The sequence below is a fragment of the Bradyrhizobium sp. LVM 105 genome, assembly GCF_003957705.1.
Taxonomy (GTDB): Bacteria; Pseudomonadota; Alphaproteobacteria; order Rhizobiales; family Xanthobacteraceae; genus Bradyrhizobium; species Bradyrhizobium frederickii.
Genome location: NZ_QZMV01000018.1, coordinates 75,836 through 90,369, shown reverse-complemented (window position 1 = coordinate 90,369; position 14,534 = coordinate 75,836). Strand labels below are relative to the sequence as shown.

At 67.0% G+C, this 14,534-nt stretch carries 15 protein-coding genes; 5 read left to right on the top strand and 10 right to left on the bottom strand.

Annotated elements, in window-relative coordinates:
* Window positions 1-25 precede the first annotated feature (25 nt).
* Complete coding sequence (ffh, locus tag D6B98_RS33675; RefSeq protein WP_126261318.1) at window positions 26-1,573, bottom strand: signal recognition particle protein; 1,548 nt, start codon at window positions 1,571-1,573, stop codon at window positions 26-28.
* 446 nt (window positions 1,574-2,019) lie between these two features.
* Between ffh and D6B98_RS33670 the strand changes: the two genes are divergently transcribed.
* The gene (locus D6B98_RS33670; RefSeq protein WP_164719046.1) at window positions 2,020-3,084 is read left to right on the top strand and encodes an MBL fold metallo-hydrolase; all 1,065 of its coding nucleotides are present in this window, start codon (window positions 2,020-2,022) and stop codon (window positions 3,082-3,084) included.
* 150 nt (window positions 3,085-3,234) lie between these two features.
* On the opposite strand, the gene D6B98_RS33665 is transcribed toward D6B98_RS33670, so the two are convergent.
* Window positions 3,235-3,951, bottom strand: a complete 717-nt coding sequence (locus tag D6B98_RS33665; RefSeq protein ID WP_164719045.1) for an SIMPL domain-containing protein — start codon at window positions 3,949-3,951, stop codon at window positions 3,235-3,237.
* Between the two features lie 5 nt (window positions 3,952-3,956).
* Window positions 3,957-4,724 (bottom strand): GyrI-like domain-containing protein, encoded by a 768-nt coding sequence (locus tag D6B98_RS33660; RefSeq protein WP_126261316.1) that lies wholly within the window; start codon window positions 4,722-4,724, stop codon window positions 3,957-3,959.
* Between the two features lie 249 nt (window positions 4,725-4,973).
* Here D6B98_RS33660 and dapF point away from each other — a divergent pair, with 249 nt between their 5' ends.
* Window positions 4,974-5,849, top strand: coding sequence for a diaminopimelate epimerase (dapF, locus tag D6B98_RS33655; protein WP_126261315.1), 876 nt, complete (start codon window positions 4,974-4,976; stop codon window positions 5,847-5,849).
* On the top strand, window positions 5,849-7,102 hold the full coding sequence (gene mtaB / locus D6B98_RS33650; protein WP_126261314.1) for a tRNA (N(6)-L-threonylcarbamoyladenosine(37)-C(2))-methylthiotransferase MtaB: 1,254 nt from the start codon (window positions 5,849-5,851) through the stop codon (window positions 7,100-7,102). The genes dapF and mtaB overlap by 1 nt, the downstream gene beginning before the upstream one ends.
* Before the next feature lie 133 nt (window positions 7,103-7,235).
* Here the strand turns inward: mtaB and D6B98_RS33640 are convergent, their stop codons facing one another.
* Together D6B98_RS33640 and D6B98_RS33635 are read right to left on the bottom strand one after the other, a co-directional pair.
* The gene (locus D6B98_RS33640; RefSeq protein ID WP_126261312.1) at window positions 7,236-8,345 is read right to left on the bottom strand and encodes a DUF2336 domain-containing protein; all 1,110 of its coding nucleotides are present in this window, start codon (window positions 8,343-8,345) and stop codon (window positions 7,236-7,238) included.
* Between the two features lie 244 nt (window positions 8,346-8,589).
* Window positions 8,590-9,291, bottom strand: coding sequence for an RluA family pseudouridine synthase (locus D6B98_RS33635; protein WP_164719044.1), 702 nt, complete (start codon window positions 9,289-9,291; stop codon window positions 8,590-8,592).
* A 60-nt stretch (window positions 9,292-9,351) separates the two neighbouring features.
* Between D6B98_RS33635 and ftsY the strand changes: the two genes are divergently transcribed.
* Together ftsY and D6B98_RS33625 are read left to right on the top strand one after the other, a co-directional pair.
* Window positions 9,352-10,299 (top strand): signal recognition particle-docking protein FtsY, encoded by a 948-nt coding sequence (ftsY, locus tag D6B98_RS33630; protein WP_126261311.1) that lies wholly within the window; start codon window positions 9,352-9,354, stop codon window positions 10,297-10,299.
* Between the two features lie 127 nt (window positions 10,300-10,426).
* Complete coding sequence (locus D6B98_RS33625) at window positions 10,427-11,029, top strand: septation protein A (protein ID WP_126261310.1); 603 nt, start codon at window positions 10,427-10,429, stop codon at window positions 11,027-11,029.
* Between the two features lie 155 nt (window positions 11,030-11,184).
* Here D6B98_RS33625 and D6B98_RS33620 read toward each other — a convergent pair whose 3' ends face one another.
* The 5 genes from D6B98_RS33620 to ccmA form a co-directional block, all read right to left on the bottom strand.
* Window positions 11,185-11,778, bottom strand: a complete 594-nt coding sequence (locus D6B98_RS33620) for a DsbE family thiol:disulfide interchange protein (RefSeq protein ID WP_126261309.1) — start codon at window positions 11,776-11,778, stop codon at window positions 11,185-11,187.
* Window positions 11,775-11,960 (bottom strand): heme exporter protein CcmD, encoded by a 186-nt coding sequence (gene ccmD, locus D6B98_RS33615; RefSeq protein WP_126261308.1) that lies wholly within the window; start codon window positions 11,958-11,960, stop codon window positions 11,775-11,777. The genes D6B98_RS33620 and ccmD overlap by 4 nt, the downstream gene beginning before the upstream one ends.
* The gene (locus D6B98_RS33610; RefSeq protein WP_126261307.1) at window positions 11,957-12,748 is read right to left on the bottom strand and encodes a heme ABC transporter permease; all 792 of its coding nucleotides are present in this window, start codon (window positions 12,746-12,748) and stop codon (window positions 11,957-11,959) included. Before D6B98_RS33610 ends, ccmD begins: the two co-directional genes overlap by 4 nt.
* Before the next feature lie 91 nt (window positions 12,749-12,839).
* Complete coding sequence (gene ccmB / locus D6B98_RS33605) at window positions 12,840-13,508, bottom strand: heme exporter protein CcmB (protein ID WP_028150494.1); 669 nt, start codon at window positions 13,506-13,508, stop codon at window positions 12,840-12,842.
* 259 nt (window positions 13,509-13,767) lie between these two features.
* The gene (gene ccmA / locus D6B98_RS33600) at window positions 13,768-14,370 is read right to left on the bottom strand and encodes a heme ABC exporter ATP-binding protein CcmA (protein WP_126261365.1); all 603 of its coding nucleotides are present in this window, start codon (window positions 14,368-14,370) and stop codon (window positions 13,768-13,770) included.
* Window positions 14,371-14,534 lie beyond the last annotated feature (164 nt).

The following is a 14,534-nucleotide window of genomic DNA, read 5'->3' as shown; positions in this document are numbered from 1 at the left end:
ACTTGCGACCCGTGCGACGAATTCGTCATTTCTTCTTGCCGGGAAAACCGCCGAGCCCCGGAAGGGTCGGCTTGCCGCTGAGGCCGGTAAGCCCCGGCACATTCGGTAGGCCTGAGCGAAGACCGGGCGGCAGATCCTTCGGCAGGCTGGGCAGGCCTTGGCCGCCGCCGCTCTGCATCTTCTCCTGCAGCGCCTTCATCTCTTCCGGAGACGGCATCTTCATGCCGCCGCCAAAGCCCATCGCCTGCGCGATGCCGGCTAGCGGGCCGCGCTTGCCCGAGCCCATGGCCTTCATCACGTCGGCCATGTTCCGGTGCATCTTGAGCAGCTTGTTCACTTGCTCGACGCTCTGGCCGCTGCCGGCGGCGATGCGCTTCTTGCGGCTGGCCTTGAGCAGGTCGGGATGACGGCGCTCGTCGCGCGTCATGGAATCGATGATGGCGACCTGGCGCTTCAAAATCTTGTCGTCGATGCCGGCGGCCGCGATCTGGTTCTTCATCTTGGAGATGCCGGGCATCATGCCCATCAGGCCGCTGATGCCGCCCATGTTGGCCATCTGCAGCAGCTGCTCGCGCATGTCGTTGAGGTCGAACTGACCCTTGCGCATGCGCTCGGCGGTGCGCGCGGCCTTCTCGGCGTCGATGTTGGCGGCGGCGCGCTCGACCAGCGAGACCACGTCGCCCATGCCGAGGATGCGGCCGGCGATACGATCGGGGTGGAAATCTTCCAGCGCATCGGTCTTTTCGCCGGTGCCGAGCAGCTTGATCGGCTTGCCGGTGACCGCGCGCATCGACAGCGCGGCGCCGCCGCGGCCGTCGCCGTCCACACGGGTCAGCACGATGCCGGTAAGGCCGACGCGCTGGTCGAACGCGCGCGCCAGATTCACGGCGTCCTGGCCGGTGAGAGAATCGGCGACCAGCAGCACTTCGTGCGGGTTCGCCGCGGCTTTGATCGCGGCCGCTTCCGCCATCATCTCTTCGTCGAGCGTGGTGCGGCCGGCGGTGTCGAGCAGCACGACGTCATAGCCGCCGAGCTTGCCGGCTTCCAGCGCACGCTTCGCGATCTGCGGCGGCTGTTGCCCCGCCACGATCGGCAGGGTCGGAATGTCGAGATCGCGGCCGAGCACGGCAAGCTGCTCCATCGCCGCCGGACGGTAGACGTCGAGCGAAGCCATCAGCACCTTGCGCTTGTCGCGCTGGACTAGGCGGCGGGCGAGCTTTGCGGTGGTCGTCGTCTTACCCGAGCCTTGCAGGCCGACCATCATGATCGGCACCGGCGGCACGGAATTGACGTCGATGGTCTGGCCTTCGCTGCCCAGCGTATTGACCAGCTCGTCATGGACGATCTTGACCACCATCTGGCCGGGGGTCACCGACTTGACGACGGTGGCGCCGATCGCCTGCTCGCGGACGCGCTCGGTGAAGCTGCGCACCACCTCCAGCGCGACGTCGGCCTCCAGCAGCGCGCGGCGCACCTCGCGCATCGCGGCGTCGACGTCCTTTTCGGTCAGCGCACCGCGCCCCGTCAGACGATCGAGAATTCCGCCAAGCCGTTCCGACAGATTGTCGAACAATGCCGTTGTCCCTTGTCCTGCTCGCGCAGGGGTTGCCGCGTTCACCGCTGTCATGCCCCGCGAAGGCGGGGCATCCAGTACGCCGTGGCTGTCCGGTTCTACCCGAGCCGCCTCTGGAATACTGGATCCCCCGCCTTCGCGGGGGATGACCGCTTCCTTGGCCAAACGATCTTCCAAACACCTTTGCGCCCGAGGGCGCACAGCGCTGTCGGGCGTTGACCTCCGGCCTCAAGGGCCGGTCGGCGGGTCGAAAAGAAAGCCTTTCCGAGAAAGTGGCGGGGTTAAACGCCGCTGCCGCTCAAAAGTCAAGGAAAGTTAGGGTGCCGGGTCGGCTTTGCCAGGGCAAGATCCTGAAAAGAGGGCCTTTTTGGCTGCCGGTTCCTTTTCGCCGGGGTCCGCCCATATACAATTGATGACCTGCCCCCGTTACCACCGCTGAAAACCCCGTGTCGATCACCCGCCGCCGTCTGTTCGGAGTGCTTGCCGGGGCCGGCGTCCTGGTCGGTGTTCCCTCCCTCTGGATGTCCCGTATGAAAACCTATGACGGCCCGGTCTCCGATCATTTCGACGGCCTCACCTTTTTCGATCCGGACGGAGCGCCGCCGAAATCGCTGCGTGAGGTGCTGCGCTGGCAGTTGGGCGGCAAGCGGCGGCGCGCGACATGGCCGGATTGGGCCCCCAGCCCTCATGCCGACACCCCGCCGGAGCGGGTCGACGGCGACAAGGTGCGGCTCTCCTTCGTCGGCCATGCCAGCTGGCTGATCCAGGCCGGCGGCCTCAACATCCTGGTCGATCCGGTCTGGTCGATGCGGGTTTCGCCGGTCGCCTGGGCCGGGCCGAAGCGGCACAACGATCCCGGCATCGCCTTCGAGAAGCTGCCGAAGATCGACGTCGTGCTGGTCTCGCATGGCCATTACGATCATCTCGACATCGCCACGCTGTCGCGGCTCACCAAGAATTTTGCCCCGCGCGTGGTCACTCCGCTCGGCAACGACGTCACGATGCGCAGCTGGGATCCGAGCATCAAGGTCGAAGCGTTCGACTGGCATGATCGCGTCGAGCTCGGTGGCGGCATCGCCGCGCATCTGGTGCCGACCCGGCACTGGACGGCGCGCGGCATGTTCGATCGCAACAAGGCGCTATGGGCGAGTTTCGTCCTGGAGACGCCGGCCGGGAAAATCTACGTCGTCTGCGATTCCGGCTACGGCGACGGCCGGCATTTTCGCCGCGTCGCCGAGAAGCACGGCAAGCTGCGCCTCGCCATCCTTCCCATCGGCGCCTACGAGCCGCGCTGGTTCATGCGCGACCAGCACATGAATCCGGAGGACGCCGTGAAGGCGCTGGCCGATTGCGGCGCCGAGGCCGCGCTCGGGCATCACCACGGCACGTTCCAGCTGACGGACGAAGCGATCGATGCGCCGGCCAAGGCGCTGGTGGACGCGCTGGATGCAGCGAAGATCCCGCAAGAGCGGTTCGTGGCGATGCAGCCGGGACAGGTGGTGGAGATTTAGCTCTCTCCGCACGTGCCCCGGACGCAGCGCAGCACGTCAGTGATGCGCTGCTGAGCCGGGGCCCATGTCGCCGCGATGTGCCGTGCGGCCTACCGGGTCCCGGCTCTGCGCAGCGTCACTGCGTGCCGCAGCGCGTCCGGGACACGAGACCTACTGTCCCGGCTTGATCGCCCAGCTCACATTCACCGTCACCGATAGCGTCTCCTCGCCGGGTGCCACCGCCGCCTGCGGTGCTGCAGCCATTGGCGCTGCCATGCGGCCCTTGAACAGCGGCACCGGGCCGCCGCCCTCGGTGACGCTGAGCGGCGCGCCCAGCGTCACGCCGGTGGCCCTGGCATAGACCTCCGCCTTGCGGCGGGCGTCCGCGACTGCCTGCTCGCGCGCATCGTCGAGCAGCTTCGAGGCCTGCGTCACCTCGAAGGAGATGTTGCCGATGTCGTTGGCGCCGGCGCCGACCAGCGTGTCGATGATGGTGGCGACCTTGGTGACGTCGCGAATCTTGACGGTGACGCGATTGCTGGCACGGAAGCCGACCACCGGGGATGCGCCGGTGGATTTGTTCTGGCCGTATTGCGGCTGCAGCGACAGGCGCGAGGTCTGGTAATCCTTCTCGGCGATGCCAGCGCTCTTCAGCGCCAGCAGCACCTTGCCCATCGCGGCATTGTTGGCGTCGGAGGCATCCTTCGCCGTCTTGGCGTCGTTGGCGACGCCGGCGTCGATCTGCGCGAGATCCGGCGCCACGGAGACATTGGCTTCGCCGCTCACCGAAATGGCGGACGGAAAATCATCGGCGAGCGCGGGCGCTGTCAGCAGCGCGGCGGCAACAACGGCGGCACGGGACACGGCAAGGACGGCAGGGTTCTTCATGACTCTCATTTCAGCGGCACGAAAACGTTGATCACGAGCTTGTCTTCAGCGGTCTTCAGGGGATCGGTGAGGTATTCCTCGATGAAGGTGTCCTTGGCTTCCAGCCTCTTGTCGTCGAGGTGATTGGTGATCGCCTCGTAGGTGTTGTCCATGTTGTCGTAGGAGCCGCGATGGACGAATTTCAGCACCTTGCCCTCCGGCGATTTGCCGATGCTCATGTCCTTCGCGAGGTTCTTGGGGTCCTGCTCGACCGGGATCTCGGCCAGGAAGGTGAAACCGGTGTCGTCGGTCGAGGTGTAGACGATCATCGCATTGCCGGCCGGCTTGATGCCCTGCTTGTCCAGGAGCGTGTTCAGCGCCTTGAATGCGTCGATCAGCGTGTCGAAGGCCGAGTCCCAGTTCGCGGTGCCCTTGACCATGACGACCTTCCTGGCCTCGAGCGTGGTCTCCAGGCCGAACGGATCGGCGGTCTGCACCGGGGCGGGGGTTGTGGCGGCGGCAGGCGGCGGTGTTGCCGGGCTGGGTGAGGCACTGGCTGCGGGCGACGGCGTTGCCGCAGGCGCGGGCGAGGCGCTGGCTGCTGGCGATGGTGCGGCCGCAGGTGCCGGCGACGCGCTCGCGGCCGGGGAGGGGGCCGCCGGCGGGGCCGGCGAGGGACTTGCCGAGGCGGCCGGTGCCGGGCTCGGGGCTTGTGCCAGAACCTCAGGCAGGCCAAGCGACAAGGCCGCTGCCGGGATCAGCGCGGCCAGAGCAAGACGACGAAACCTGATCATTTTATTCTCCCCGAGGCCTTAACCTACCAAGGCCTTGACCACCAAGGCCCTCAATCACCAAGACCTTGCCCACCAAGGCCCAAATCCGGCTTTAGCCCGGCCCCGCATCCCGGTTCGCGGCGAGCGGCGCCGTTCTAACACGCGAGTGCCGAATCCGTCCCATGACAGATGCGTCATGCGCCCGACCGCAAATCACTGGTCAAGCCGGCAAGGATCGCCATATAAGACGGGCGAAATTCGGGATTTTTCATGAGCGCGCTGGCCAACCACGCATTTGCCAAGATGAACGGCATCGGCAACGAGATCGTCGTTGTCGACATGCGCGATTCCGCAGGCCGGGTGACGCCGGACGACGCCCGCGCGGTGGCGTCCGCGAACGGCGGCGTGGCCTACGACCAGCTCATGGTGCTGCAGAAGCCGCGGCTCGACGGCACCGAGGCCTTCATCCGCATCTACAACAATGACGGCTCGGAGGCCGGCGCCTGCGGCAACGGCATGCGCTGTGTGGTGCGGCGCATCTTCGAGAAGAACGGGCAGACCGCGGCGACGTTCGAGACGGCTGCGGGCCTGCTCAACGCCTGGCAGGGGCCGTCGCCGGATCTCTACACGGTGGACATGGGTGCGCCGAAGTTCGGCTGGCAGGATATCCCACTGGCGGAAGAGTTCCGCGACACCCGCTACATCGAATTGCAGATCGGGCCGATCGACAATCCGATCCTGCATTCGCCCTCCGTGGTGAGCATGGGCAATCCGCACGCGATCTTCTGGGTCGACGATGTCGACGGCTACGATCTCGAGCGTTTCGGCCCGCTGCTGGAAAACCATCCGATCTTCCCGGAGCGCGCCAACATCACGCTGGCCCATATCGTCGATGACAAGCACATCACGATCCGCACCTGGGAGCGCGGTGCCGGCCTGACCAGGGCCTGCGGCTCGGCGGCCTGCGCCACGGCGGTCGCCGCGGCCCGGCTGAAGCGTGCCGAGCGCAATGTCGAGATCACGCTGCCCGGCGGCAAGCTCGGCATCGAATGGCGCGAGCGCGACGACCACGTGCTGATGACGGGCACCGCGACCTTCGAATATGAGGGCAGATTCGATCCGGCGCTGTTCGCGCCGGTCGCTTGATGGCCGTCGACATCGTCACCTTCGGCTGCCGCCTCAACGCCTTCGAGGCCGAGGTGATGCGCCGCGAGGCCGAAGCGGCAGGGCTCGAAGACACCATCGTCATCAACAGTTGCGCCGTCACCAACGAGGCGGTGGCGCAGGCGCGGCAATCGATCCGCAAGTTGAAGCGCGAACGGCCCGGTGCGCGCATCGTCGTCACCGGCTGCGCGGCACAGACGCAAGCGGCGATGTTCGCCGGCATGGCCGAGGTCGATCGCGTCCTCGGCAATGACGACAAGATGCGCGCTTCCGCGTGGCAGGAGACGCGCAGCGCTTTAGACCTCGGCGCCCACGAGAAGATTGCCGTCAGCGACATCATGGCGATCAGGGAGATGGCGCCGCATCTCGTCGACGGTTATGCGAGCGGCCTGCCGCGCGTGTTCGTGCAGGTGCAGAACGGCTGCGACCATCGCTGCACCTTCTGCATCATCCCCTATGGCCGCGGCAATTCGCGCTCGGTGCCGATGGGCGCGGTGGTCGAGCAGGTGCGGACGCTGGCCATGCGCGGCCATGCCGAGATCGTGCTGACCGGTGTCGACCTCACCAGCTACGGCGCCGACCTGCCGGGCGCGCCGAAGCTTGGCCTGCTGACCAAGCAGATTTTGCGGCACGTGCCGGAGCTGAAGCGCCTGCGCATTTCCTCGATCGATTCGATCGAGGCGGATTCCGATCTGCTCGATGCCATCGCTGACGATCCGCGCCTGATGCCGCATCTGCACCTGTCGCTGCAATCCGGCGACGACATGATCCTGAAGCGCATGAAGCGGCGGCATTCGCGGCAGGACGCGATCGCGTTCTGCGACCAGGTCCGCCGCCTGCGCCCCGACGTCGTGTTCGGCGCCGACATCATCGCAGGCTTCCCGACCGAGACGGATGAGATGTTCTCGCGTTCGCTCGATCTCGTCGAAGAATGCGGCCTGACATTCCTGCACGTCTTCCCCTATTCGCCCCGCCCCGGCACGCCGGCCGCAAGGATGCCGCAAGTTGCGGGGCCGGCGATCAAGGAACGTGCGAAGCGGCTGCGCGCGGCGGGCGAAGCGGCGCTGCGCAAGCGGCTGCAGGCGGAGATCGGCGCGACGCGCGAGGTGCTGATCGAGAGTGAGGAGCAGGGCCGCACGGAGCACTATTTTCCCGTGGCGATTGCGGGCGAGTGTGTTGGAAGCGTGGTATCGCGCAAGATTACCGGCAGCGATGGCGAGCGGCTCACCTCATAGTCGGTGTCGTCGCCCGGCTTGACCGGGCGATCCAGTACGCCGCGGCTTTTCCGCATCTCACCGACGTCTCTGGAATACTGGATCCCCCGCTTTCGCGGGGGATGACACCGTTCGTTTGGCGAATAGCGCGCCCCTACGACGCCCTGACCTGCCAGAACCGCAGCGTCCGCTTTGCATTCTCCGGCGTCATGCGCGCGTAGTGCGCTTGCGCTCGCGCGAGGTCCGCCGGCTTCATCGCGCCGGTGGCAAAACGGCTTTCGAGCACGGCGATGGCGGTTTCCCAGCTGAGTTGCGCGGCCTTGCACGGCACCAACAGGCCGTCGTCGCGCAGGCTCTGCATCAGCGGACGGATCACCTCGATGGTCGATCCGGACAGGGCGGCCAGGGCGGCGGCGGTCTCCTCGTAACGGCGCTGCCTAGCGAAGCCGAGCAACGTCGCCTCGTTGAGCTGGCCGGTGGCCTTGAGGCCTGCGATGGCGCGCTTGGCGCCTTCGAAATCGCGCACGCCCGACATCTCGCGCTCGACGCCGACGGCGATGGCCGCGATCGCGCTCTGGATCTCCTCGAACAGATGCGGCGGTGCGCACGACAACAGGCGGGCGCGCACGGCATCGGTGGCCGAGCGCAGCAATCGGCGGCGCAGCTCCGACGGCAGGTCGACGCGGACGCCGACGCTGACGGCAAGCTCCGGATCCGCCTCGGCCTGCCCGACCATGAGCGCAAATCCGGTCCCGGAGACGCGCGCGCCGGGATTGGCGGCGAGCCTGCGGCTGACGCTGGGATAGCGGCGCGCCAGCAGCGCGTCGGTGACGATCTCCTTCAGCCACCAGCGGCCGGCCACCGCGAGCAGATGCGGCTCGCCCTTGCTGGAGGCGATCTTCACCAGTTCGCCGTCGTCGAGGCGGGCGGATTCCTGCAGCACGGGACCGGCGATGCGGATCTCGTCATTGCCGGCGAGGCGTCGGATCACGGAGGGCGGCGCCTGCGCGACCGGCGCCAGCTGCGCGCTGATCTCGGCGAGCGCGATGCGTGCGCCCATGTCGGCGATCGCGCGCAGCTCGATGGTGCCGATCAGGCGATCGAGCACCTCGTCGAACAGCGCGATCTGCTCGTCGTCGAAACTGCCGGCGGAGGTGAGGAACAGATCGGTGACCCGGCGGGCCGTTGCCAGGCCTTTTTCCGGTGAGCCGGCGCGAATCGCGGATTCGACCTCGTCGATGATCGATAGCCCGGCCGTGGACATGACGCGTTGCTCGTCCTGAGCGAAGTGACGGAAGCTTGTTCTAAGCAACCGCGATCATGAGGGACGAGGACTGAAGGTTTCGTAAACCATGGGGCGGTAGCTGAGCGCGACGCTCCTTCCGACCACCGCTCCTCATCCTGAGGAGCCCGCTGAAAGCGGGCGTCTCGAAGGATGGCGGCAACGATTGGGGCCTTCATGGTTCGAGACGGCCGCTACGCGGCCTCCTCACCATGAGGATAGACACCTACTCCCCGTTCCACCCGCAAGCCCTCAGCTTCTCATGCATATGCGGCGGGGCCGGCGCCACGACGCGGATCGGCTCCTTGTTCCGGGAGATCGGCACCACGATCTCGCGGGAATGCAGGTGCAGCTTCGGCTCGCCGAAGCGCGGGCCGTTGCCGTAAATGTTATCGCCGAAGATCGGCCAGCCGGTGGCTGACGAATGCACCCGCAATTGATGGGTCCGTCCCGTCACCGGTTCCATTGCAAGCCAGGTGAAGCCGTCGCCGCGGCCCATCACCTTCCAATTCGTGACGGCCTTCTGGCCTTCCGGATCCGGCTTCTGCCACCAGCCGCGCTCGGCGTTGAGCCGTCCCAGGGCTAAGTCGATGGTGCCTTCGTCTTCAGTGGGGCCACCCTCGACCACGGTCCAGTAGGTCTTGCCGATCTTGCCGTGCTTGAACAGCAGGCCGAGCGAGGCGGTTGCCTTGCGATGGCGGCCGAGCACGAGGCAGCCGGAGGTGTCCTTGTCCAGCCGGTGGGCCAGCACCGGCGGCCGCGGCAGGCCGAAGCGCAGCGCGTCGAAGGAATCCTCCAGATTGGGACCGCCCTTGGGGCCGCGATGCACGGGCAGGCCGACCGGCTTGTCGATGACCAGCATCAGGCCGTCGCGATGGAGCACGCGGGCCAGGATCTCGTCAGCCGTCAGTTGGGGAACATCGAGCAATCGCAGGACTTTCGGTCAAGACTTTCGTTTATGGGCCGGAACGGCTAACACACCCCCGCCATGAACGATACCACGTCAGATCCCCCCAAGCTGAGCTGGTGGCGCCGCCTGTCCAACGGGCTGAAGCGCACCTCGTCCTCGCTCGGGACCGCGGTCGCCGACCTCGTCACCAAGCGCAAGCTCGACCGCGCCATGCTCGACGACATCGAGGACGTGCTGCTGCGCGCCGATCTCGGCACCTCCGTCGCGGTCCGAATTGCGGACGCGGTCGGCACCGGCCGCTATGACAAGGCGATCTCGGCCGACGAGGTCAAGGACGTCGTCGCCACCGAGGTCGAGAAGGTGCTGGCGCCGGTGGCGAAGCCGCTCGAGATCGATGCGGCCAAAAAGCCGTTCGTCATCCTCGTGGTCGGCGTCAACGGCTCCGGCAAGACCACCACGATCGGCAAGCTCTCGCAAAAATTCGCATCCGAAGGCCGCAAGGTGATGTTGGCCGCCGGCGACACCTTTCGCGCAGCGGCGATCGAGCAGCTCAAGGTGTGGGGCGAGCGGACCAGGACGCCCGTCATCGCGGGCGCGCAAGGCTCGGACTCCGCAAGCCTTGCCTTCAATGCGCTCACCGCGGCCAAGGAGCAGAACGTCGACGTGCTGCTGATCGACACCGCCGGGCGTCTGCAAAACAAGGCCGAGCTGATGAACGAGCTCGAAAAGGTCGTGCGCGTGATCCGCAAGGTGGATGCGACCGCGCCGCATGCGGTGCTGCTGGTGCTGGACGCCACCGTCGGCCAGAACGCGCTGTCGCAGGTCGAGGCCTTCCACCGCACCGCCGGGGTCACCGGCCTGGTGATGACCAAGCTCGACGGCACCGCGCGCGGCGGCATTCTGGTGGCGCTCGCCGAGAAGTTCAAGCTGCCGGTGCATTTCATCGGCGTCGGCGAAGGCGTCGACGATCTCGCGCCGTTCACCGCGCGCGACTTCGCCCGCGCCATCGCCGGAATCGAATCGTAGGTTTCCTCGTCATGCCCCGCGAAGGCGGGGCATCCAGTACGCCGCAGCTTCTCGGTTCAGCCGCGCTGGCTCTGGAATACTGGATCCCCCGCCTTTCGCGGGGGATGACAGCAAAGAAGGTCAGGTAATGGACAAGACCCAGCCGCATCCGCTGTTCAAGCTGGCGACCGAGCTCGGTCCGCTGCTCGTGTTCTTCTTCGTCAACGCGAAGTTCAATCTGTTCGCCGCGACCGGGGCCTTCATGGTGGCGATCGCAGTTGCGATGGTCGCTTCCTATGTGGTGACTCGCCACATTCCGATCATGGCGATCGTGACGGGCGTGATCGTGCTGGTGTTCGGCACGCTGACCCTGGTCCTGCACGACGAGACCTTCATCAAGCTCAAGCCGACCATCATCTATGGCCTGTTCGCGGCGATCCTCGGCGGCGGCCTGTTGTTCGGCCGTTCCTTCATCGCCGTGATGTTCGACCAGGTGTTCAACCTGACGCCGCAGGGCTGGCGCATCCTCACGCTGCGCTGGGCGCTGTTCTTCGCCGGCATGGCGGTGCTGAACGAGATCATCTGGCGCACGCAAAGCACGGACTTCTGGGTGAACTTCAAGGTGTTCGGCGTCACCCCGCTGACCATGATCTTCGCCATCGCCCAGATGCCGCTGACCAAGCGCTACCACCTCGCGCCGGTGTCGCTGGAGAGGAGCGAGGCCGAGGCGGGGGACATCAGCAAGGGGTAGGACGAAACGTCGCTCCCCATTTCGCCGTCATGCCCCGGCTTGACCGGGGCATCCAGTACGCCGCAGCTTCTCCGTATACGACTGACGTCTCTGGAATACTGGATCGCCCGATCAAGTCGGGCGATGACAGTTGAGCCTGTGGCACGAGGGCGGCGCTAGCTTCCGGCAGCCTTCAACGCCTTCTCCATCTGCGGCAGCAACACCGTCCGCAGATTGTCCGGCGTGATCGGGCCGACCAGCTTGTAGAGAATCGTGCCCTCGCGGCCGACGACGAAGGTTTCCGGCACGCCATAGACGCCCCATTCGATCGAGGCGCGGCCGTTGGCGTCGACGCCGACGCGGCTGAACGGGTTGCCGTAGCGCCCCAGGAAGCGCCGCGCATTGTCGGATGCGTCCTTGTAATTGATGCCGACCAGCTGGAAGCGCTTGTCTTTTGCCAGCTCGGTCAGCAGCGGCGCCTCGTCGTGGCACGGCACGCACCAGGACGCCCAGACATTGACGAGACTGACCTTGCCCTTGAACGCGGCGGGATCGAGGCCGGGCACCTGCGCGCCGTTGTCCTGCAATCCCTGGAGCGGCGGCAGCGCGGTCTGCGGCGCGGGACGGCCGATCAGCGCCGAGGGAATCCGCGAGGGATCGCCGCTGCCGAGCCGGAACCAGAACAGCAGCGCCAGTCCAATGAAGGCGATCAGCGGCAGCACCATCAGGAAGGTGCGGCGCTGCGGCGCTGCGGCGGGTTGATCGCTCATCGCAGCTCCGTGGCGCTGCGGCCGGACCGGCGCGTGATGCCGCGCTCCTCCAGCTCGCGCAGCCGCTGCGTCTGGTTGCGATAGTCGAGCGCGATCCAGCCGATCAGGATCGCGACCACGAGGGCCGCCGCCGCATAGGACGTCACGATGAAGGATGCATAGGGACCAAGCGACATGATCATGCGGCTCCAACTTCGTTCGACGCGTTTTGTCCGTGCGAGCCGGCGCCCATCTCGCTCGAAAATGCGACGCGGCTCGCTTGCATCATCTGCAGGGAGCGGACGCGGCGGCGCAGGATTTCGTTGCGCATCGCCGCCAGATGCAGCGTGACGAACAGCAGCGTGAAGGCGATCGCCATCACCAGGAGTGGAATCAGGAACGATTTGTCGAGCGCCGATCCGCCCATGCGCATCACCGAGGCCGGCTGGTGCAGCGTGTTCCACCAGTCCACCGAGAATTTGATGATCGGCAAATTCAGCGCGCCGACCAGGGTCAGCACCGCGGCCGCGCGTGCCGCGCGCGAGGGATCGTCGACCGCGCGCCACAGCGCCATCAGGCCGAGATACATCAGGAACAGGATCAGCACCGAGGTCAGCCGCGCATCCCATTCCCAATAGGTGCCCCACATCGGCCGGCCCCACAGCGAGCCGGTGAGCAGCGCCAGGAAGGTGAAGGCGGCGCCGATCGGCGCGGCCGCCTTGGCGGCGACGTCGGCGAGCGGATGCCGCCACACCAGCGTGCCGAGCGAAGCGATGCTCATCACGCCCCAGACGAACATCGACAGCCAGGCATTGGGCACGTGGATGAACATGATCTTCACCGTCGCGCCCTGCTGGTAGTCGTCGGGCGCGAGCGCGGCTTGATAGAGACCGATCGCGAGCAGGACGACGGTCGCGGCCGCGAGCCACGGCAGGACCCGCGCTGTCAGCGCGAGGAACCGCGTGGGGTTGGCGAGGTCGATCAGTGTCATGGTACCCTGATAATCATCGATGGCCGCTCAGGCAATCAGCACGAAAGCGAGGGGCGAAAGTTGATCGGGGTCAAGGCCGGTCGCGCGCATCTCAATCGAGCCCGTGCCGCAGGCTCGCTGCGGCTGCGAAGGGGCCGATCACGAGGCTGACCAGCGACAGCGCGCACAGGATCGAGAACGGCGCGCCGAACGTCATCGGACCGACGATCACGGCCTGCGAGGCCGCCACGCCGAAAATCAGCACCGGGATCGACAGCGGCAGCACCAGCACCGCCATCAGCAGGCCGCCGCGGTGCAGCGTCACCGCCAGCGCCGCGCCGATCATGCCGGTGAACGTCAGCGCCGGGGTGCCCGCGAGCAGCGTCAGCGCCACCGCCCCGGTCGCGACCATGTCGAGGTTGAGCAGGAGGCCGAGCACGGGGGTTGCGACAATCAGCGGCAGGCCCGCCGCCAGCCAATGCGCCAGCGCCTTGGCGGCACAGGCGAGTTCCAACGGCGTCCGGCTCATCGTGATCAGGTCGAGCGAGCCGTCCTCGTGGTCGGCCATGAACAGCCGGTCCAGGGTCAGCAGGCTCGCCAGCAGCGCGCCGAGCCAGAGGATCGCCGGCCCCAGCCGCGACAGCAGCGCCAGATCCGGCCCGACCGCGAACGGCATCAGCACCACCACGGTCAGGAAGAACAGCACCCCGATCAGCGCCCCGCCGCCGACGCGGAGCGCGATCCGGATGTCCCGGCGAATGAGGGCGGACAGGGCGGTCATCGGGTGCGCCTTCCGGCCGTTGGGTAGCCTTGTGAGCCCGGCTCTCCCCGCCGGCAAGCTGCGCTCCCTCCCCCCTTGCGGGAGAGGGCGGGGGAGACGGGTGGCCCCGGGCGAGACGTCCGTTTGGGGCGGTCTTCCGAAGGGCTTGAAGCGACAGAGCACGCCGTGTGGCACCCCTCTCCCTGGCCCTCCCCCACAAGGGGGGAGGGAACGGAGAGGCCGGTGCCCAGCCGCTCGGAAAGCTGAGGGTGCCCTGAAATCACGCCACACCCCCGATCCGCAGCTCCCGCGATTCGATTCCGAGCGGGGCATGGGTCGCTGCGACGATGAGGCCGCCGCGCGACAGGTGCTCGCGCATCAGGCCGCCGAACATGTCCTGGCCGGCAACGTCCAGCGCATTGGTCGGCTCGTCCAGCAGCCAGACCGGGCGGCGGACGGTCAGCAGGCGCGCCAGCGACAGCCGGCGGCGCTGGCCCGCGGAGAGGAAGCCCGCAGGCAGATGGGTGGCATGGTCGAGCCCGACGGTGGCGAGGGTCGCGGCGGCGTCACCGCGCTCGCCGCCCAGGAAATCAGCCCAAAAGGTCAGATTTTCAGCGACGCTGAGGGCCGGCTTCAGGGCGTCGCGGTGGCCGAGATAATGGCACTGCTCGGGCAGCGTCAGCTCGGCATCGCCGCCCGCGAGCGCGATCTGGCCGCCGGCCGGCACCAGCAGGCCCGCGATCAGCCGCAGCAGCGAGGTCTTGCCCGAGCCGTTGCGGCCGACGACCGCCACGGCCTCGCCGGAGACCGCGGCGAAATCGAGCCCGGCAAACACCTGGCGGCCGCCCCGCACGCAGGCGACTCCGTGTCCGGAGAGCCGCATCTCGCCTCGTTTCAGTTCAGTCAAAGCCGGGCCTCAGGAAAACTTGGGGTAGCGCATGGGAATTTTTGGCTCGCGATTGCTGCGGCACGATTGTGGCTGTGGCGGCGCGGTTAGAAAGCTTCTATAAGCCCGGAACTACTTGATGCAGCAACTCAACCTGCCCC